Source organism: Xanthomonas cissicola (assembly GCF_008801575.1).
Taxonomy (GTDB): Bacteria; Pseudomonadota; Gammaproteobacteria; order Xanthomonadales; family Xanthomonadaceae; genus Xanthomonas; species Xanthomonas cissicola.
Window position 1 is genome coordinate 123,434 of record NZ_VZPL01000003.1, and the last position, 19,604, is coordinate 143,037.

The window sequence follows — 19,604 nt, forward strand, 5'->3', positions numbered from 1 at the left end:
TGCTGAGCGCCCCTGCTCACACTCCCGCTTCGCTGCCCCTTGCACACTGGCTGCCGCTCACACGCATCGTGCCCCATGCTGTCCTTCGTGATTCCCGCCCATGATGAGGCTGCCCTGATCGGCGACACGCTGCAGTGCCTGCATGCCTGCGCGCAGGCCATGCAGCTGGACCATGAAGTGATCGTGGTGGCCGATGCCTGCGAAGACGCTACGGCGACCATCGCACGCAGCCATGGCGCGCAGGTGCTGGAGGTGCAGTTGCGCCACATCGCCGCAACGCGTAATGCCGGCGCGCAGGCCGCGCAAGGTGAGCACCTGCTGTTTCTGGATGCCGATACCTCGATCAACCCGCAAGTCGTTGGCGCAGCATTGGCTGCGCTCGATGCCGGCGCGGTAGGCGGCGGTGCGCGGGTGCATCTGCAAGGCAAGCGGGTGTGGTCCGAGCGCGTGGCGCAGGCGGTTTTTGGCTGGTTTTTCCGTGTTTCCGGCATTGCTCCCGGGTGTTTCCTGTTCTGCACGCGGGCGGCGTTCGTCAGTGCAGGGGGCTTCGACACGCGTTACTACGCTGGCGAAGATGTGGCACTGAGTCGCGCACTGGCGCGCTGCGGACGCTTTGTGATCTTGCGCCAGACCGTGCACACCTCCGACCGCAAGCTGCGCAGCTTTTCCAAGCGCGAGCACCTCGGCCTGCTGTTGCGATTTCTGTGGCGCGGGCGGCGCATGCTGCAGACCCGCGACGCGCTCGGCTTCTGGTATCAGCGCCGGCGCTGAACCGAGCGTGTCCGCGCCGCCGCGATCGACGGTGGAGCCCGCCCTCGAGGCGGCACCCGACACCGCAGGCCACTACACTGTGCTGTCTGTTTAGGTATACGAGTTGCGCCGCATGGCTTCTTTGCATCGCCCCGTCCTGATCGCCGCCATGTCTGCCGCGCTGCTGACCACCGCCGCATGCCACCGCGATGGCGCGACACCGGCCGCGAGCACGCACCCAGCGCTGCCTCCCAGCAAGCCCAAGCTCGGCGATTTCGGCTTCGATGTGACCGGCATGGATCGCAGCGTGGCGCCGGGCGACGACTTCTTCGATTACGCCAGCGGCAACTGGGTCAAGCGCACGAAGATTCCGGAAGATCGCTCCAGCTTCAACAGTTTCGTTTCCATCGCCATCGAGACCGAGCGGCATAGCCGCGACATCATCGAAGGCGCTGCCGCCAACGACCGCGTCACCGGCGAAGACAAGCAGATCGGCGACTACTACGCCGCCTACATGGACGAAGCCAGCATCGAGGCCAAGGGCGTGCGCCCGGTGCAACCGGAACTGGAGGCGATCGCCCAGCTCGACGACAAGCAGGCCCTGGCGCGCACCTTGGGCGGCCAGCTGCGTGCCGATGTCGATCTGCTCAACGCCACCAATTTCCAGACCGACCGGCTGTTCGGCCTGTGGGTTTCGCAGGACCTGCATCATCCAGGCCGCTACGTGCCCTATCTGGTGCAAGGCGGCCTGGGCATGCCCGAGCGCAGTTTCTATCTGGACGGCGGGCGCATGGCGCAGCTGCGCGAGGCCTACCGCGCGCACATCGTCGCGTTGCTGGAGCTGGCCGGCATCGATGATGCGCCCGCCAGGGCCGAGCGCATCCTGGCACTGGAAATCGCCATGGCGCGCGTGCACGCGACCCCTGAGCAGACCAACGATGTGCAGGCTGGCGCCAATGCCTGGAAGCGGTCCGATTTCGCGCGCGATGCGCCCGGCCTGGACTGGGCGGTGTTCTTCGAGGCAGCCGGGCTCAACGCACAGCAGGATTTCATCGTATGGCAGCCGCGCGCGGTGAGCGGGTTGTCGGCGTTGGTGCAGTCCGAGCCGCTGCAGACCTGGAAGGATTATCTGAGCTTCCGCGCGCTGGACCGCGCCTCGCCGTATCTGTCCAAGGCCTTCGCCGACGAGCGCTTCGCGTTTTACGGCACCACGCTGGAAGGCACCCCGCAGCAGCGCCAGCGCTGGAAACGCGGCATCGACGCGACCAACGCCGCATTGGGCGAAGCGGTCGGCAAGCGCTACGTGCAGAAGTACGTCAGCGCGCAGACCAGGACGCGCACCGAAGAGATGGTCAAGAACATCATCACCGCGTTCGGCAAACGCATCGACGCACTGGAGTGGATGAGCGCCGAAACCAAGCAGCATGCCAAGGCGAAGATCGCCGGCTTGACGGTGGCGGTCGGCTACCCGGACACCTGGCGCGACTACAGCGGGCTGGACGTGCGCCGCGATGATGCGCTTGGCAATGTGCAGCGCGCCGAGGTATTCGAATACCGGCGCAACCTGGCCAAGCTGGGCAAGGCGGTCGATCATCGCGAGTGGTACATGCTGCCGCAGGAGGTCAACGCACTGAATGTGCCACTGGAAAACCGCCTGATCTTCCCGGCGGCGATCCTGCAACCGCCCTTCTTCGACCCCGCCGCCGACGATGCGGTGAACTATGGCGCGATCGGCGCGGTGATCGGGCACGAGATCAGCCACAGCTTCGACAACATGGGCGCGCTGTTCGACGAACACGGCGAGCTGCATGACTGGTGGACGCCGCAAGACCTGAAAAAATTCGAGAACGCCGGCAGTGCCTTGGCTGCGCAGTTCAGCGCCTACCAACCGTTGGACGACTTGTCGGTCAACGGCAAGCTGACGCTGGGCGAAAACATCGCCGACGTTGCGGGCCTGGCCACTGCCTACGATGCCTACCAGTTGTCGCTGCAGGGCAAGCAGCCCCAGACCCTGGATGGTTTTAGCCCGGATCAGCGCTTTTTCCTGGGCTTTGCGCAGGCCTGGCGCGGCAAGTACCGCGACGCGGCACTGCGCAATGCTCTGCTCACCGACGTGCATGCACCTGGCCGCTTCCGTGCGCAAACCGTGCGTAACCTGGATGCGTGGTACCCGGCCTTCGATGTGACACAGGATCAGCAGCTGTATCTGGCGCCGGAGCAGCGGGTCAAGATCTGGTAGGTGCTGATCGTGGTCGATGCAGCGCCAGTGGAGCTGGTGCCTGCGGCATTCTTTGTCGCGGCACGCGGCAGTGGCCTGCCGGGTTGTGGCGAAGTGCACCCACGTCGTGGTCGCCGTTGAAGAACGGCACGACGAGCGATTGCCTATCGCGCGCCACCAGCGCGCACGTCAGAACACACCGCCAACCCAGCCCACACCCGTTACACGCTGTCAGGCCACTCCAACAACGTCGCTGGCGGTAAGTGCATGCGCCTGCATGCGCGCGCAGACAGTCCGTCGCGCAAGGCCGTGCGGAACAGCGGCGACAGGCTGCGCAGCAACCGTGCCGATGCGTGCGCCTGCGCGCGTTGCCTGGCAGTGCGGCCGAGCATGTCGCTGGCCCAGCCGGGCAACAAGGCCGTGCCAGCGCCAAGAAACACCCCGCGCGACAGGCCCGCGGCGGGCACCGGCAGCTGGATGCTGGTGAGGATGTCGAGCACCTCGCGCGAGCGCGCGTCCATGCGTAACTCTCCAAGCACCGATGCGAAGTACGCATCCACCTGCGCTTCGCTGGCCGGCACATCGGCCGCGCCCAGCGCTTCGGCCACGCGTCGCGCTTCGTCGTAATAGCGGTCGGCGATGGCAGCAGGCACCTGGCGGCAATAACGCCGGCATCCCTGCAAAAACCCATAGGCTTCGGTGACATGCACCCAGGTGAGCAACTGCGGGTCGTTGGCCTCATAAGGCACGCCGTCAACAGTGTGGCCGCGGATATGCGCGTGGATCCTGCGCACGCGCGCAATCAATTGCTCGGCTTCCGCACGTGGCGCGTAGGTGGTGCCGGCAACGAAGTTGGTGGTGCGCCGCAGCCGCCCGATCAAATCGGTGCGGAAGTTCGAATGGTCGTAGACCCCGGCCAGCGCGCGCGGATGCAACAGCTGCAACATCAATGCGCACAAGCCGCCGGACAGCATGCCCGGAAATTCGGAGTGGATGCGCCAGGTAATGCTGTCGGGCCCGAAGATGCCGGGATCGCCCAGCGGCTGATCGTATTCGATGGTGCTCTGACCACGCGGAAACGCATTGAGAACCCAGCGTTGGATCTGTTTGGCGGCGGGGGCGGTAAGAGTGCGCAGGACGGCTGACATGCGGCAATGATACGCAGCTCATCTGCAACGCCAGGTCAGCGAGGCGCAGGCACGCATCCACTCATTAGTCGGCGGAGCGGGAGCGTGGCGACCGGAGGTCGACGGTCATAGCGACCGCGGACCGGGAGGATGCGAGCTGGCATCTGGACGGAGTGCTGACCAGCCGGGCAGCCACGGCCCCTGATCTTTCCGGGCAGGCTCGGCGCCGCGCGAATGGCCCACCGTCCAGCAGGTCCGGCAAGCCAGCCTGCCATCCCCGCGAACCCGGCAATTGCCGCAGCGCCGAGTGTGCAGTGCAGCAAGATCGAAGGCGCAGCGTAGGCACGCGGCGGCGGCATTGCAGCAAATCCGCCTGAATTCAGCGATTTGTGCGCGTCTGCGCAGAATTGCGCGGCCAGCGCTTGGCTTGGGGCATTGCCATGCACAGCGAAAGTGCTAGAACTAAGGCCGTCCGTCGACGCACTGCTTCGCCAGCACGTTCGGACGCTCCAGGGCACCGGCCGCGGCCAGTGCAGCAAGTCGTTCGTACCAGCCATCCGTCAGGAGCTTGTCATGATCGCTTTGTTCCAGGGTTTAGGCCTGCTATTGCAGGACAACGCACTCCATCGGCTCCCCTTCGATGAGCAGGTGGCTCACTGGCGCGACAAGACCGACGCGCAGCTCGACGAAGAGCTCTCGCTGCTCAAGGTGGCCAAAAAACAGTGGGTGATCGCCTCGATCATCGGCTGGCAGGCGATCTCGCTGATCTTGCTGGGCGTGATCACGCACCAGCTGTGGCAGAACGACTACCACCTGACCTTCAGCCGGGTGGTGATCATCTTCACCTCGTGGGCATCGATCCTGTTCGTGATGTGGTACATCGCCGACCTGTTCGACCATAGCGCCGGTTTCGAACGCTGGCTACGCGCCTTCAACAGCCGCGCGCGGGTGACGCCGGACGCCGACTCGGTCGAGTGCGTTGCCGACGCGCTGGACATGACGCGCCGCTATCCGGAGGTGCTGCGCTACAAGCAGGAGGTCACGTCCAAGCGCGAGTTGCGCCACGAAGACATCGTCAACATGCGCGAAATGGGCCGGCTACGCCGCTATACCGAACTGCTGCGCGACCTCGACCGTTTTGATGGCGCGCCACGATTGGTGGCTAACGCCTGAGGTCTTGAGCACACACCATAGACGGGAACGCGCGATTCGAATGCAAAAAACGGCCGATGGAACTCCATCGGCCGTTTTGCGTTTCAACACCGGGAATTCACCCTGATCCAGACGCACGTTAAGTCCGTCAAGCATTGTGCTGTGGCCTTCGCGAGCCTTTGAAGCACAGGTCAAATCATGCGGTGGCGCCAGCATGTTCGAACGATTAGAACTCAATCACGCGAACAGGGCCTGCGAACTCATCGGACAGGCACTCGGCCAAGAACACAGCTTCCTCCAGAGACTCGTCCGGGCCATGCGCCGCTGTGAGCATGAAATACGATGCCGAGCCATCTCCCACGCACAAGTCGTCAATGAGATTCTCGATGCGGTCGGCATCGATGCCGACCACACCGACATAGTGGACGCCGTCAGCGATCCAGTCGGCAACCAGAGCTGCCAGCCCTGGCCGCTCGCCGTGCAGTGAATGCAGGACGATCTTGCGCGGATTCGACATTGCGCTTCAGAGCAACTGCGCAGCCCGACTCACGCCTGCGCAACCGCCTTTTCCACCGACGGGGTACGCCAGCCGCTACGCACGCCCCAGATATAGAACACCGCGCCCACTGCAGCGACCACGGCCAGGTCGGTGCCGTAGCTGAGGTAGCCATGGCCACCGAAATCGGTGCTGCCGGCCCACGAGACCAGCGCGATGGTGGGCAGGTAGCAGATCATCCAGGCCGCGCCCTTGAGGCTGCGGCGCAGGTCCGGCCAGCCTTGCTTGGCCTGGTAATAGCAGTACACCGGCAGCGCCACGACCATCAGCAGGATGATCTCGCCGGTCAGCGGCCAGCGTGCCCAGTACAGCAGTTCGGTGGCCATCACGAAGGCCACGCCGGCCAGCACCGGCAGTGCGGCGATACGCAGCGGGCGGTGCAGTTCCGGCGCGTGTCGGCGCAGCGCCATCGCGCTGATCGGGCCGGTGAGGTAGGAAATGATGGTGGCCACCGAGATCACTGCCGCCAGCGTGCCCCAGCCGCGGAAGAAGAACAGGAACACGAACGACACGGCCAGGTTGAAGAACATCGCCATGCGCGGCACGCCCCAGACCGGATGCAGCTTGCCCAGCGCGGCCGGCATGGTGCCGTTCTTTTCCATGCCATAGACCATGCGTGCAGTGGTCGCGGTATAGGTGATGCCGGTGCCGCTGGGGCTGACGAACGCATCGATGTAGAGCAGCATCGCCAGCCAGTGCAGGTTGACGATGATGGCCAGCTCGGCGAACGGCGAGCGGAAATCGATGCCGTGCCAGCCGGCCTTGGCCAATAGATCCGGCGGCACGGCGCCGATGTAGGCCACCTGCAGGATCACGTAGACCACCGTGGCCAGCGCGATCGAGCCCAAGACTGCGAACGGAATGCTGCGGCCGGGGTTGCGCGCTTCGCCGGCCAGATTCACCGGGCTCTGGAAGCCATTGAAGCTGAAGACGATGCCGGCGGTGGCCACCGCAGTGAGCACCGCGGCCAGGTCGAGCACGTGCGCATCGCCGTGGATGCCGACGCTGAAGTTTTCGCTGTGGAAGCCGCTGGCGATCAGCGCCACGCCGGTGGCAGCAGGCACCACCAGCTTGAACACGGTGATCAGCGTATTGGAGCGTGCGAACAGCTTGACGCTCCAGAAATTCAAAAAGAAATACACCAGCACCAGCACCGCCGAAATCAGCAGGCCGGGCACCGAGAGCTCGCCTGCCCCGCCAGGCGCCTGCACATACAAGCCCTGCGCCCAGGCCCATGGCCAGGACGCCATGTATTGCACCGAGGCCTCGGCCTCGACCGGGATCACCGAGACGATGGCGATCCAGTTGGCCCAGCCGGCGATGAAGCCCACCAGCGAGCCGTGCGAATAGTGGCTGTAGCGCACCATGCCGCCGGACTCGGGGAACATGGCGCCGAGCTCGGCATACGACAGCGCGATGGTGGTGATGATCGCCGCGCCCAGCACCCAGGCCCAGATCGCACCAGGGCCGGCCAGGCCGGCCGCGCGCCAGGCACCGAACAACCAACCAGAGCCAATGATCGAGCCCAGGCCGGTAAGCATGAGGGCGAAGGGGCCAACGTCGCGGCGTAGCGAGTGTTCGGACATGAGAAGCCTGGCAGTGAGGACGCCGTGAACCGGCAACAAGCCGGTAATGATCGCAGAAGCGACCGCTTGCCGTCAGTGCGTATTCAGGCTTGCCGGAGTTCGTCGTCCGGCGTCAGTCGCCGACGCGACTGCAGGGCGGGTACGCGCATCCCAGCCGCGCCGCCCGAGGGAACGGACAAAAGACTGCACTCGCCGCCACGCGGCCACGGCCGGTGCTTGGCATCGGCACCTACCGCTCATGCGCTCCGGCCCTATCGTGCCATCTGCGCTCACCCGACGCCTGCCCGCCACGGTTTGTCGGCTGGCCTCAACCGTGGCAATCGGCACGGGGTGCGGCGGTATCTACGCAGGTATGCGTCCGCCCGGAGACGCCATGGAGTTCGCGCACCTGCCCCGGCGTCAGCGCAAACCTATCCAGGGTCTTGCGGGCGCAGGTCGGTGCGCTGGCGGTGGCGTCGGCGCCGCCGGTCGCGCACTGTTCTTCGTAGATCAGGTAGTAGCAGTGGCCGGAGTTGCTGGCCAGGCAATGCACATTGGTGGCGGTCGCGGTGGTCAGCGTCTTGCTGAAGATCACATCGCGGCCATCGTCGGTGGCTCGGGTGATGGAGGTGGTGCCATTGCGTTCGTGGCAGCCGGCCAGGGCGAGCAGGCAGTACACCAGGGAGGCGATCAGGCGCATGGAGGAAGTCCTTTCAATCGATGCAATCGGGGGAGTCGGCGCGTCCAGCAAAAACCGTGCAGGGTTCGGGCGGTGCGGACGGTGTTCGGAATCGGGTGTCGCACTCGCGCGCGCACGCCAGTTCAGCGTGCGCCGTTCTTGTCGGCACGACGGCTGCACGCAACGTGTTGCTCACCGCACTTACATGCCGCGGAACAGGCTCATGAACGGCTGGCTGACGGTGAGCGTTTCGCTGCGACCGCGCAGCGCCAGCCGGCCCTTGCCGGTGTCCTCGCGCACCACCGAGGCAACCGCCTTCATGTTGACGATGGTGGAGCGGTGGATCTGTTTGAACACCTGCGGATCCAGCACATCCAGCAGTTCGCGCAATGGCGTGCGCAACACCGCTTCGCCGGCCGCAGTCATCACCGTCGTGTACTTCTGATCGGCCTGGAAATACGCCACCTCGTCCAGCGCGATCAAGCGCGTCTCGCGCCCGCTGCTGGCGGTCAGCCAGGCGAGCGGCGGCGTGTGACTGGCAGCGGCCGGGCGTGCCGACAGACGCTGCAGCAAGGCTTCCAACAGCGCGCCATCCGGCTGGCCGGCAGTCGCGCGTTGTTGCACGCGCTGCCAGGTGGCCTGCAGGCGCTCGCGGCCGATGGGCTTGAGCAGGTAATCCACTGCGCCGTGTTCGAACGCATCGATGGCGTACTGGTCGTAGGCGGTGACGAACACCACCTGGCTGCGCGGGCTGACCTCGCGCATCGCACGCGCCACCTCGATGCCGGTGAGGCCGGGCATGCGGATATCCAGGAACACCACGTCCGGCTGCTGCGCGGCGATGGTCTCCAGCGCGCTGGCGCCGTCCTCGCAGTCGCCCACGATCTGCAGCTGCGGGCACACCTCGGCCAGCAGCGTCAGCAACGACTGCCGCAGCAAGGCCTCGTCTTCGGCAACCACGGCGCGCAGCGCGCTCATGCCCGCACCTGGGCGGCGTGTTCGGCCTGTGCGCCCGCAGTGGGCAACGGTGGCGGCGATGGCGCGGCACCAAACTGCGTCGGCAGCGGCAGGCTCAGGGTAGCCGCCACACCGCTGGGGAAGTTGGACACGATGGCAAAGCTCGCCTTGCCGGCATAGATCAGCTGCAAGCGCTCGCGCAGGTTCTTCAAGCCGATGCCGGTGCCGTGGCTGTGCGTGTTGAAGCCCTGGCCGTCGTCGGCCACGGTGAGCGTGACATGGTCATCGTGGCGACGCGCAAGGATCCAGACGGTGCCACCACCGGGCTTGGCTTCCAGCCCGTGCTTGATCGCGTTTTCCACCAATGTCTGCAACATCATCGACGGCAGCGGCAGCGCACGTAGTTCGTAGGGAACTTCCACCTGCAAGGCCAGCCGCGTGCCCATGCGGATGCGCAGAATCTCCAGGTAGGCCTGGGTGCGTTCGAGTTCTTCGCCCAGGGTTGCGATGGCGCCGTCGGCGTTGGGCAGCGAGCTGCGCAGATACTGGATCAGATGGCCGATCATGATCTCGGCGCGCGGCGGGTCGGTGCGCGCCAGCACCTGTGCGCTGGCCAGGGTGTTGTAGAGAAAGTGCGGCTCGACCTGCGCATGCAGCAGATTCAGGCGCGCCACGGCCAGTTCCTTTTCCATGACCGATTGCTCGGCGGCGGCCTGTTCGTCGCGACGCTGCTCGCCGACCCGGCGCACCACCGCGCGATTGATCGCCTCGGCGTTTTCGTAATTGCTGCCTTCGTCCACCGCAAACAGATCCACCCAGGCGCCAGCGTCGGGCTCGCACAACACGGTGACGCTGCTGGTGCCCTGCCCCGGCGCGATCGTCGCCAGGATCTGGTTGTGGGTGATGGCAAAGCGCGCGAACAGGTTCCAGCGCGACGGCTGGCGACCTGCGTACGGGTCGATGCGGCGCACCTTGGCGCGAATCAGCAGGCTGCCCGGCGCGCATTCGATGTCCTGCACGCGCGGTAGCGCACGCACCGCCTCTTCCATCACCGCGAAGCTGGCCTGTACATCCAGCGGCACTTCGATCTGGCGGCGCTGGCGGGTGGACAAGGTGGTATGGTCCAGCCGATCGGCGATCAGGCGCACGCGCCGCACATGGGTGACCGAACTCATCAACGCCAGCGTCAGCAAGACAATGCAGGCCAACGCGAAGATCGGGCCGATGGAGCCGAACACCTGCGTCCACATGATCCCTGCCACCACCAACGCGGCGGCCCAGGCGAACACGATACGCACGATCAGGAAGACGCTGGCAGACACAGGCAGGCAGCTCGTTGGGATGAGACGGGAGCGAGCATAGCCGGCGCACGCCACTGCGAAAGCCCCGGGCGACGAATGGCCGCCAGCGCGGCATCAAACGCCAGGATTGCGGTGCGAAACCATGGTGCCGGGCCACGGCCGCGGCAGATGCGCGCGCTATGCTGGACGCATGCCGGCCCTGCGCAGGCCGCGCTCGGTCGCCGCCCGTGGGCAGACAGCACATGTCGATGGCCGCAGCGTGCATCCGCAGGGGTGGCGAGCTGCATCATGGCGACCACATCACCCACCACACCACGTAAGGGAGTTGCATGCATCGTCGTCTTTTTCTACGCAGCGCAGGTGTTGCGCTGGCGGCCGCCTCCACCGCCAGCTGGGCAGCAACCGACAAGACGCTCGCCATGCCGCCCGCGACGCTGCCGGCGACGCCACCGGATGGCCTGCCTGCGCCGTTCGCGGCGACCCCGCCATTGGCGCCGATGCGCGCTTCGGTCGATCGCATCATCGCCATCAACGGCTGCACGCGCCCGTTCCGCGCGCAGGGGCCGCGGATCGAAGCCGAGCGTCTCGGGCGCAAGACGGTGGTGCACAACTACGGGCATGGCGGCAGTGGGTGGTCGCTCTCGTGGGGTGCCGCCGAACAGGCATTACGGTTGGTGCGTGCGGCCGACCCGGCTGCGCGCGAGCTGGCGGTGATCGGCTGTGGCGCAATCGGCTTGACCACCGCCCTGGTGGCGCAGCGCGCCGGCTTGCGTGTGCGCATCTACGCGCGCGAGCGCCTGCCGGATGTGCGCTCGTTCTATGCCACAGGCGTGTGGTCGCCGGATTCGCGCGTGTGCACCAGCGAGTACGCCACCGCAGACTTCAAGACGCGCTGGGAAGCGATGGCGCGCACGTCGTTTCGCCGCTATCAGACCTTGCTGGGCCTGCCCGGCGAGCCGATTGAATGGCGCGATGGCTACGTGCTCTCGGATGTGCCCTTCGATCAACCTGTCGCCTCTGCCGAAGCGCATGAGCCGGACTATCCGCCGCTGGAGCGCGAACTGCTCGATGATCTGGGCCCGCGCTCGCAGCCGGTGGCGCCCGGTGGTCATCCATTTCCGGTGCCGTTCGTGCGCCGTTACAGCCAGCTCACCTTCAACCTCAGCGCCTATGCGCGGCTGTTGATGGATGACTTCCTGCAGGCAGGCGGCGAGCTCTACACGCGCGAGTTCGAGCATCCGCGCCAATTCGGCGATCTGCGCGAGAAGATCCTGATCAACGCCACTGGCTACGGTGCGCGCGCCTTGCTGGGCGACGACAGCGTGATTCCGGTGCGCGGGCAGACCGCGCGCCTGATCCCGCAACCGGAAGTCACCTATGGCCTGGTCTGGCGCGGCCACAATCTCAACGTCGTGCCGCGACGCGACGGATTGTTGGTGCAAGCGCAGGGCGCGCACGACTTCAATAACGCGGACGCCATGCCCGATCGCGCCGCATCGGAAGCAGCGGTGCGCGAGCTGGCGCGGTTGTTCGCCACACGCTGAGCGATGCGGGCGCGGTGGTGGCCTGCGTGCCGATTGCAGAGGGCATGTGTGCTGGGAGTGATGTGCAGTGGCCTCTACCGAAGGCCAGCACTGCAGGAGGTCGTGCCGGGCCAACCATTGCACCTGTTCTGGTCGTGGGAATATCGATCGGCGCCCAGGGCAGCGTCAACAGCCTATCAAGCACGCTTCAGGTCGGCGTGGATGGCGCAAGCGAACCGCAGAGTATGCGCGACCGCACCGAGCACCAGCCGCGCCCGCCAGGCGACGCACGCAGTCGTTTCATTCGCCGCTCTAGACGCTGCTCGGCATCGCCACGCTAACGATCTTCAAGCGAAGCCTGCAATGCACTGGCCAGCGCGGCGTCGCCGCTGACCAGTTCGTCCCAGCGCAAGGCCACGCCTTTGCGCTTGCCTTTCTCGACCAACTTCAAACCTTGCGGATCGATGATCAGGGTATATGCCTGGTCGCCGATCTGCAGTTGGCGACGTAAGGGTTTGTCCAGCGGCGTCATCGCACGGGCCTCGCAAAAAGTTCGACCGCCGTTGTACCGCATCGACGTGGATCGATGCTGGAGTGCAGCGATGCGGAAGCGTCGCCGCACTCATGCACATGTAATCGCTGTAGCAGGCGCGCCAATCGAATGGCCTTTCATCGCGCACGCAGCGAGCGCGGCGTGCATCACGGCACAGGTCGCCATCGCATCGGGATCACCGTTTCCACCAATCCCGCTAACACTCGCAGGACTAGCGTAGCGACCACGCGGTACCGCCTGGAGATCGAAGCGATGGAAACGGCGCGTTTTGGAAGGTCAGGTGATGTGCTCGCAATCCTGCTCTGCGGGCGAGCGAGACGCACCTTGGCGTTTTCGAAGTTGTCGTACGCGATGCATCGGCACGCTTGTTCGCAGGCGTGCAACGCGAACTCATCAAGGCATCGCCACCGACATGGCGAACCGCATCGACCCACCCTCTGACCAACCAAAGGAGCCACACATGGCGATCAAGACTGTCGAAGACCTTTTCATCCACGAGCTGTCGGACATCTACAGCGCCGAGAAGCAGCTGACCAAGTCGCTGCCGCGTCTTGCGCGTGCGGCCACCGAGCCGAAACTGAAGCAGGCCTTCGAAACTCATCTGGAAGAAACCCAAGGCCAGATCGAACGCATCGACCAGGTCGTCGAGGTTCTGGGCATCAAGCTCAAGCGCATCAAATGCGCTGCGATGGAAGGCCTGGTGGAGGAGAGCCGCGAGGTCATCGATGAAATCGAAGCCGGCCCGGTGCGCGATGCGGCACTGATCGGCGGTGCGCAGAAGGTGGAGCATTACGAAATCGCCTCGTACGGCACCATTGCCGCCATAGCCAAGCAACTCGGTTATGCCGATGCATTGCCGCTGCTGCTTGCCACGCTGGAAGAAGAAAAGGCCACCGACGAAAAGCTGACCCTGCTCGCCGAGCAAGGCGGCAACCAGAAGGCATCCAAGGCCAGCAAGGCCGCCTGAGTCACCGCGCAGGACGGCACCGCCGTCCTGCGTCGCTTGCATATCCCTGCGGGCATCCCCCCGAAAGCCAAAGCCCCACGTTTCTGCCCGCTCCCTGAGTGGTCGTAGTTGCCGGGCACCAGCCATGGAGCACCACCCATGTTCATGCACAACAAGCGTTTGATGTACACCGTCCGCGTCGCCCAGCCCAATCCGGATCTGGCGACATTGATGCTGGAACAGTTCGGCGGACCGCAGGGCGAACTTGCCGCTGCAATGCGCTATTTCACCCAGGCACTGGGCGAAGACGACCCGGGCCGCAAGGATCTGCTGTTCGACATCGCCACCGAAGAGATCAGCCATCTCGAAATCATCGGCTCGATCATCGCCATGCTCAACAAGGGGCCCAAGGCAGTGCTCTCCGAGGGCATGGAGGAAGCCATGGAGATGCGCAACATGACCCAGAACAGCACCAGCCATACCCAGCAGATTCTGTATGGCGGTGGCCCGGCCTTGGTCAATTCCAGCGGGGTGCCGTGGACGGCGGCGTATGTCGACAGCATCGGCTGCCCCACGGCCGACATGCGCTCCAATATCGCGGCCGAAGCGCGTGCCAAGCTGGTGTATGAGCGCCTGATCAACGTCACCGACGATCCGGGCATCGTGGATGCGCTGCGTTTTTTGATGACGCGCGAAGTGGCGCACCAGAAGTCGTTCGAAAAAGCCTTGTACTCGATCGAGCCGAACTTCCCGCCGGGCAAGTTGCCGGGCGACCCGCGCTTCACGAACAAGTACTACAACACCTCGCAGGGCGAGGGCGACATGATCGGTCCGTGGAATGCCGGCGAACAGTGGGAGGTGATTGCAGACCGCGAAGCGCAGGCCGCCGTCGATGGTGGCGACGGCTCTGCCACGGTTGCGCTGGATGCCACGCAGACCGCGGCATTGGATGCCATGTCCGAACGCCTGCTCTCCAATCCCGAACTGGACCGCGTCACTGGTGCAGATCTGGGTGCAGGCCCCGGCGCCGGTTCCACCACCGGCGATATCCAGCGTTAAACCCGATGGGTGCAGTTGCACCCGTCACCAGCCCGGGGCCATCACGCTCCGGGCTTTTTCATTGCACTGCACAGGAGTTGGCATGAACGAAAAATCCAGACTCAACACGCACGATGAACGTCAATCGGCTTACCGCGGCAACGGTCCCGACGCATCGGTGGATGGCCGGGGGCGCAGCGATCCATCGGCGGTCCAGACCCGCGACGCACAGCCGCCGCGCGACGGCGCGCCGGAAGCGTTGCATCAACGCGGTCATGGCCGCGGTGGCAGCTTGGGCGAAGGCGAACCCGACGGTCACCCGGAACGCGATGGCAGCACCCAACCCAACTTCGGCCAGAGCGGCACTTACGGCAAGCAGCAACACATCGACGCGCAGCAACGCGCGCTGGACGACAGCGCTGGGGAATCCGAGAACAACTGAGCGATTGCCAGTCTGCCATCGGTCGGTTGACCTGCTCGCGGCGCGCTCGCCACCAAGCGACAATCAGGATCCATCAGCACTACCAAAACGATGAGGGGCCCGCTGGGCCCCTTCTTTCGTGGCTGCGTGGCGCGCGCGCTCACGCCCGTGCGATCCGCGCCGAGGCCGCCTCGCTCGCCCACTCTGGCCGGACGCCTGCCGCAGCGGTGCAGCGTTCCAGCCGCCAGGGCGTGAGATGGCGCATGGCCTCGGCGCCGCCCATGTGCAGCCACTTGCTGAGGTCGGCATCGATACACAGCGGCCGGTAGGTGGGCATGCTCGCCGATGAAGCGACGAGCAACGAGAATCCCATCTGCAGGCGTCCGCCGATGTCCATCACGTTGCGTAATCCGGCGGCATACACCGCACTGCCGTCCTGGCTCAACCAGGTCGCGGCGGTGGTGCCATCTGCCGATGCAGTACAGACGAAACCGCACAGCGGAATGACGCAGCGTTGGGTTTCCCAGATGGCCAGATCCACGCCGCCCAATCCGCCGGGCTCCTGCAAATGGATCGAACGCTGCTGCCCCGGAGCGCGCCGACCGAAGGTGGCGCGCTCTTCGCGTTTGCCGCCACGGTCGGCGACCAGAATGTCGGCATCGGCGCCCACCCCGATCTCGACCCAAGCATTGCTCGCCACGCGGGCGGACAACTGAAGAATGCGCGTAATCATGACTACTCCACTGTGTACATCTCGATGACCTCAGTGGTTACGCACAATGCGCGCCAACTTTTTGACATGTGCAAAGATCGGTGCGGCACTGGTTTCACGCAGCTTCAGTTGCACAACGCGCACTGCGAAAGCCGAATCGGCCGCAGTATCTGCACCATCGCGCAGTATTTTCCGTTGGCTGCACGTGTACAGCGCAACGCCACGTTGTTAGATGCACAAGCACGTGCAGCAGAATTGCCGTCGGAAGGCACGCACGCAATGCACCAGTGTCTTGCGCGGTACAGCATTCTTTCACCAGCGGTCTGGATGGTTGTGTACGTCTTCACGTCGCAGGACCGCGTGCTCGGCACTCGGACCTGCGCATCACAACATGTGCCGGGCCGTGCATGTGCACACCCTGCTCGCTACAGCGGCGATGTCCCTGCAGCCCCGCAACGCGTGCCGATCCAACTCACCCGTTCACCGGATTGAGCGGCAGCTGGATCTCGCATTCCAGGCGCGTATCGCTGAGCTCGTAGCGCGTCTGCGCGCCATGGCTGTACGGCAACGCCTTTTCGATCAGGCGGCGGCCGAAGCCGCTGACTTCATCACGGTCGTCACGCAGCTGAGTGCTGGCGCCTTCTTCGATCCACAACAGCTTGAGGCGCGCAGGCGTATCGCTGCCGGAGACGACCTCCCAGCGGATCGACAAGGTGCCGGTGTCCACCGCCAAGGCGCCATGCTTGAGTGCGTTGGTGGCCAGTTCGTGCAGCGCCAATGCCAGCGTCTGCACGGTGGATTTGCGCAGCGCCACGTTCGGGCCTTCCGCCACGATGCGTTTTTGATCCGGCTCTGCTCCCAGCGCTTCCAGCTCCATGCGCAGCAAGGCGCCGATGGTGGTGGGCATATTGTCCGATTGCGACAGTAGCCCCTGCACGCGCGACAACGCCGCGAGCCGGTCGTCGAACTTGACCGCGAACTCGGGCATGCTCTGGGTGGTCTGCACGGTCTGCTTGGCGACCGATTGCACCACCGTGATCAGGTTCCGCGTGCGGTGCTGCAACTCGGCCACTAATACGCGCTGTTCTTCCTGCAGGCGACGCAGGTTGTCCGATTCGGTGCAGGTGCCCAGCCATTCCAGCACCTGTCCGCGTTCGTCGCGTACCGGAGCGCTGCGGGTATGAAACCAGCGGTAGCCTTGTTCGGCCGCATTGAACAGGCGGTGTTCGATATCCAGCCCGCCGCTGGACGCACTCCCCAGCCAGGCATTCATGGTCGGCTCGCGATCGTCCGGGTGCACCGCCTGCAACCAACCCAGCTCCAGGCTCTCGGCATCGCCCTGGCCGGTATAGCTGGACCATTGGGGGCTGGACCAGGTCCAGCGGCCGCCGTCGAGCGAGCGCCACACCAACTGCGGGATGCCTTCCATCAAGGTGCGCAGGCGTTGCTCGCTGCTGCGTAGCGCACGCTCGGCGCGCGTGAGCGGGGTCACGTCCATGAAGGTCAGCACCGCACCACCGATGAAATTGTCCACTGTGCGATACGGCAACACGCGCACCATGTAGCGCGCATGCGTGGTGGGGTTCTCGATCTCGCGATCGAGCACGGCCAGGGTGCGGATCACCCGTCGCGCATCATCCTGCAGTTGGTCGTAATCCACATGCAGCTTGATGTGACTGATCGGGCGCTGGATGTCGCTTTCCAACAGCGGCAGGATGTCGGTGACGGCCGGGGTGAAGTTGGTGACGCGCAATTCGTTGTCGAGGAAGACGGTGGCGATCTGGGTGCTTTCCAGCAGGTTTTTCAGATCGCTGTTGGCATGCGCGAGCTCCTGCACGCGATGGGCCAGTTCGCCGTTGACGGTGGTCACTTCCTCGTTGACCGATTGCAGCTCTTCCTTGGAGGTTTCCAACTCCTCGTTGGCGCTCTGCAGTTCCTCGTTGAGCGACTGGTATTCCTCGTTGGAGGACTTGAGCTCTTCGTTGGTGCTCTCCAGCTCTTCGATCATCGATTGCAGGCGCTCGCGGGTGATACGCAGCTCGTTTTCCAGCACTTGCACATGACCATCGTCGTGCACGCTGTCGTCTGGGGCGGGCAGCTCCACCGGTTCGCGCGCTTCCACTTCCTGGAACAGCACCACGTAGCCGCGCGGCACGTCCGAGTCGGCGGTCGGCTCGACGAACAGGTTCACCGCCCAGGTCGCCGCGTCTTCGTGCACCTGGATGCCCTTGACGTGCACCGGTGAACGGTCGCGTTCGGCGCGGCTGAGCGCGCTGCGCAAGTCCAGGCGCAAGTCGCGATGGATCAGGTTGAGCAGGTTGAGACTGGGCGTGCCACCGCCAGGGCGGATGAAGCGCCCGGCCTGCGACGAGAAATGCAGCACCTCGAATTGCTCGTCCAGCACCGCATACGCCGGCGCGTAACGGTCGGCGATGCGCTCGCCAGCGCGCACCAGTGCGTTGCTGGGGCTACGCTGCTGTATCGGCGGGGCAGGCGCCCTGCCGGCACCCGCAAGTTGCATGGTCGGAAAGGTCGCGTGCACATTGCTGTCGGTATCGATGCGCTGGAAGACCCGAAAGCTCCGCTCCACCGGGGTGAACAATTGCGCGTGCCGCGAGACGTTTTCGGCATTGCCCAGGAACAGATAACCGCCCGGACGGATGGCGAAATGAAAGATCGGGATCACCCGATTCTGCAATTCGGCATCCAGATAGATCAGCAGATTGCGGCACGACACCATATCCAACCGCGAAAACGGCGGGTCCTTGACGATGCTGTGCTGGGAGAACACGCACAGCTCGCGCAGCTCCTTGCTCACCACATAGGTGTCGCCTTCCTTGACGAACCAGCGCCACAGCCGCTCGGGCGCAACTTCACCGACGATGCTGGAGGCATAGCGCCCCACCCGCGCAGTGGCCAGTGCGCGCCCATCGATATCGCTGGCGAAGATCTGGATGCGTGGCGCGGTGTCCAGGGTCTCGGCATGTTCGCGCAGCAGCATCGCCAGCGAATAGGCTTCTTCGCCCGTAGAGCAGCCCAGCACCCAGATGCGCAAGCTGTCGCCGGTGTGTTTGCCCTGAACAGCCGCGGAATCACCTGTTCCTCGAGGAATTCGAACTCGCGGCGGTCGCGAAAGAACTTGGTGACGCCGATCAGCAGGTCGTTGAACAGCTGCAACGGCTCGTCGAAACGATTGCGCAATATCTCCAGATACTGCTCCAAGGTTTCAACCTGTGCGACCTGCATGCGCCGTTGCACGCGGCGCAGGAAGGTGGCGCGCTTGTAACCATGAAAATCGTGGCCGGTGGTATTGCGCAGGATGGCGGCGACCTGGCTGAGCTTGTCGCTCTCGCTACCGTTGCGCACACCCATCGGTAGCGGATGACCAAAGCCGTGGTGGCGCTGCATGTGCGCAGCGATACGCTCAGCGATCTGCGGCAACGGCAGGATGTCGTCGGTGATGGCGGCCGGGTTGCTGGCGCTGCGCAGGTCCAGCCCATGCAGTGCGGCGTCGTCCACGGCCAGCGCCAGACCGCCGCATTCGCGGATCGCCGCGGTTCCCAGCGTGCCGTCGCCATCGAGGCGCCCCACGATCAGGCTGATCACATTGCCGTCCTGGTCATGCGCCATCGAGACGAAGAAGCTGTCGATCAGCCCGTGGTCGCTCTCGCCGCCGGACAAGGCGCGCAGGCGGATGCGCCCTTCTTCCAGGGTCACGACCGTATCGGCCGGCGGCAGATAGAAGCGACCCGGTTGCAGCCGCTCACCATCATTGGGCACCGACAGCAGGGTGGCCTGACTGCCAAGCAGTTCGCGCAGGCGCGCCTCATCCAATAATTGGCGGTCGCGCAACAGCAGCATGATGGCCAGATTCGAAGCGCCGCCAACCGCATCGAGCACTTCTGCCAGACGATCGGCGTCCATGCCTGCGGCACCCACGCCAAGCACGAATAATGGCGGCTGCGTGTTCGCGTCCGTGGCGATGTCGTTGCTGGAAGTTTCGTCGTCGGTCATGGCGGCACTATCGTCGCAGCGCTGGGTTCAAGCGCAATCGGTAATGATCGCGTAAAGCACGCCGGACTGCCATGCAGCACTTATTCCCATCA

General features: G+C 64.8%; 15 protein-coding genes and 2 pseudogenes. 7 read left to right on the forward strand and 10 right to left on the reverse strand.

The genetic code is table 11. The annotated features are described in order from the left end of the window. The first annotated feature begins 75 nt into the window (after positions 1-75). Both F7R02_RS02375 and F7R02_RS02380 read left to right on the forward strand, forming a co-directional pair. Complete coding sequence (locus F7R02_RS02375) at positions 76-771, forward strand: glycosyltransferase (protein WP_078567849.1); 696 nt, start codon at positions 76-78, stop codon at positions 769-771. Between the two features lie 148 nt (positions 772-919). Further along, entirely contained in the window at positions 920-2,989 is a 2,070-nt protein-coding gene (locus F7R02_RS02380) for a M13 family metallopeptidase (protein WP_078590365.1), read from the forward strand. Positions 2,990-3,189: 200 nt separating this feature from the next. Here the strand turns inward: F7R02_RS02380 and F7R02_RS02385 are convergent, their stop codons facing one another. Continuing rightward, complete coding sequence (locus F7R02_RS02385; RefSeq protein ID WP_005911277.1) at positions 3,190-4,116, reverse strand: oxygenase MpaB family protein; 927 nt, start codon at positions 4,114-4,116, stop codon at positions 3,190-3,192. 462 nt (positions 4,117-4,578) lie between these two features. On the opposite strand from F7R02_RS02385, the gene F7R02_RS02390 reads away from it, so the two are divergent. Next, entirely contained in the window at positions 4,579-5,268 is a 690-nt protein-coding gene (locus tag F7R02_RS02390; protein ID WP_075150199.1) for a hypothetical protein, read from the forward strand. 205 nt (positions 5,269-5,473) lie between these two features. Here F7R02_RS02390 and F7R02_RS02395 read toward each other — a convergent pair whose 3' ends face one another. The 5 genes from F7R02_RS02395 to F7R02_RS02415 form a co-directional block, all read right to left on the reverse strand. Further along, positions 5,474-5,764, reverse strand: coding sequence for a Rossmann-fold NAD(P)-binding domain-containing protein (locus tag F7R02_RS02395; RefSeq protein ID WP_005911278.1), 291 nt, complete (start codon positions 5,762-5,764; stop codon positions 5,474-5,476). A 29-nt stretch (positions 5,765-5,793) separates the two neighbouring features. Beyond that, positions 5,794-7,389, reverse strand: a complete 1,596-nt coding sequence (locus tag F7R02_RS02400; protein ID WP_078590366.1) for an APC family permease — start codon at positions 7,387-7,389, stop codon at positions 5,794-5,796. A gap of 307 nt (positions 7,390-7,696) precedes the next feature. Then, complete coding sequence (locus F7R02_RS02405; protein ID WP_078590367.1) at positions 7,697-8,068, reverse strand: hypothetical protein; 372 nt, start codon at positions 8,066-8,068, stop codon at positions 7,697-7,699. Positions 8,069-8,248: 180 nt separating this feature from the next. Further along, on the reverse strand, positions 8,249-9,025 hold the full coding sequence (locus F7R02_RS02410) for a LytR/AlgR family response regulator transcription factor (protein WP_005911281.1): 777 nt from the start codon (positions 9,023-9,025) through the stop codon (positions 8,249-8,251). Continuing rightward, on the reverse strand, positions 9,022-10,326 hold the full coding sequence (locus tag F7R02_RS02415) for a sensor histidine kinase (protein WP_139371030.1): 1,305 nt from the start codon (positions 10,324-10,326) through the stop codon (positions 9,022-9,024). Before F7R02_RS02415 ends, F7R02_RS02410 begins: the two co-directional genes overlap by 4 nt. A 308-nt stretch (positions 10,327-10,634) precedes the next feature. Here F7R02_RS02415 and F7R02_RS02420 point away from each other — a divergent pair, with 308 nt between their 5' ends. Further along, on the forward strand, positions 10,635-11,849 hold the full coding sequence (locus F7R02_RS02420) for an FAD-dependent oxidoreductase (protein ID WP_078590368.1): 1,215 nt from the start codon (positions 10,635-10,637) through the stop codon (positions 11,847-11,849). Between the two features lie 316 nt (positions 11,850-12,165). Here F7R02_RS02420 and F7R02_RS02430 read toward each other — a convergent pair whose 3' ends face one another. Then, positions 12,166-12,360, reverse strand: coding sequence for a hypothetical protein (locus tag F7R02_RS02430; RefSeq protein WP_003489627.1), 195 nt, complete (start codon positions 12,358-12,360; stop codon positions 12,166-12,168). Between the two features lie 481 nt (positions 12,361-12,841). Here F7R02_RS02430 and F7R02_RS02440 point away from each other — a divergent pair, with 481 nt between their 5' ends. The 3 genes from F7R02_RS02440 (at position 12,842) to F7R02_RS02450 (ending at position 14,807) form a co-directional block, all read left to right on the forward strand. Then, positions 12,842-13,348 carry a YciE/YciF ferroxidase family protein gene (locus F7R02_RS02440; RefSeq protein WP_003489632.1) on the forward strand — a complete coding sequence of 169 codons (507 nt, stop codon included), beginning with the start codon at positions 12,842-12,844 and terminating at the stop codon, positions 13,346-13,348. A 138-nt stretch (positions 13,349-13,486) separates the two neighbouring features. Next, positions 13,487-14,386 carry a manganese catalase family protein gene (locus tag F7R02_RS02445; protein WP_078590370.1) on the forward strand — a complete coding sequence of 300 codons (900 nt, stop codon included), beginning with the start codon at positions 13,487-13,489 and terminating at the stop codon, positions 14,384-14,386. An 82-nt stretch (positions 14,387-14,468) separates the two neighbouring features. Then, complete coding sequence (locus F7R02_RS02450) at positions 14,469-14,807, forward strand: hypothetical protein (RefSeq protein WP_078517470.1); 339 nt, start codon at positions 14,469-14,471, stop codon at positions 14,805-14,807. Positions 14,808-14,946: 139 nt separating this feature from the next. On the opposite strand, the gene F7R02_RS02455 is transcribed toward F7R02_RS02450, so the two are convergent. The 3 genes and pseudogenes from F7R02_RS02455 to F7R02_RS02465 form a co-directional block, all read right to left on the reverse strand. After that, complete coding sequence (locus F7R02_RS02455) at positions 14,947-15,519, reverse strand: hypothetical protein (protein WP_078590371.1); 573 nt, start codon at positions 15,517-15,519, stop codon at positions 14,947-14,949. A gap of 30 nt (positions 15,520-15,549) precedes the next feature. Beyond that, positions 15,550-15,742: pseudogene (locus F7R02_RS02460) on the reverse strand (hypothetical protein). Positions 15,743-15,970: 228 nt separating this feature from the next. Continuing rightward, a pseudogene (locus F7R02_RS02465) lies at positions 15,971-19,512 on the reverse strand (CheR family methyltransferase). Positions 19,513-19,604: the final 92 nt, after the last annotated feature.

Coding starts and splice junctions, on each gene's coding strand:
- F7R02_RS02440 (WP_003489632.1), top strand. CDS start 12,842: ATGGCGATCAAGACTGTCGAAGACCTTTTCATCCACGAGCTGTCGGAC.
- F7R02_RS02405 (WP_078590367.1), bottom strand. CDS start 8,068: ATGCGCCTGATCGCCTCCCTGGTGTACTGCCTGCTCGCCCTGGCCGGC.
- F7R02_RS02400 (WP_078590366.1), bottom strand. CDS start 7,389: ATGTCCGAACACTCGCTACGCCGCGACGTTGGCCCCTTCGCCCTCATG.
- F7R02_RS02445 (WP_078590370.1), top strand. CDS start 13,487: ATGTTCATGCACAACAAGCGTTTGATGTACACCGTCCGCGTCGCCCAG.
- F7R02_RS02375 (WP_078567849.1), top strand. CDS start 76: ATGCTGTCCTTCGTGATTCCCGCCCATGATGAGGCTGCCCTGATCGGC.
- F7R02_RS02455 (WP_078590371.1), bottom strand. CDS start 15,519: ATGATTACGCGCATTCTTCAGTTGTCCGCCCGCGTGGCGAGCAATGCT.
- F7R02_RS02410 (WP_005911281.1), bottom strand. CDS start 9,025: ATGAGCGCGCTGCGCGCCGTGGTTGCCGAAGACGAGGCCTTGCTGCGG.
- F7R02_RS02380 (WP_078590365.1), top strand. CDS start 920: ATGTCTGCCGCGCTGCTGACCACCGCCGCATGCCACCGCGATGGCGCG.
- F7R02_RS02385 (WP_005911277.1), bottom strand. CDS start 4,116: ATGTCAGCCGTCCTGCGCACTCTTACCGCCCCCGCCGCCAAACAGATC.
- F7R02_RS02395 (WP_005911278.1), bottom strand. CDS start 5,764: ATGTCGAATCCGCGCAAGATCGTCCTGCATTCACTGCACGGCGAGCGG.
- F7R02_RS02420 (WP_078590368.1), top strand. CDS start 10,635: ATGCATCGTCGTCTTTTTCTACGCAGCGCAGGTGTTGCGCTGGCGGCC.
- F7R02_RS02450 (WP_078517470.1), top strand. CDS start 14,469: ATGAACGAAAAATCCAGACTCAACACGCACGATGAACGTCAATCGGCT.
- F7R02_RS02430 (WP_003489627.1), bottom strand. CDS start 12,360: ATGACGCCGCTGGACAAACCCTTACGTCGCCAACTGCAGATCGGCGAC.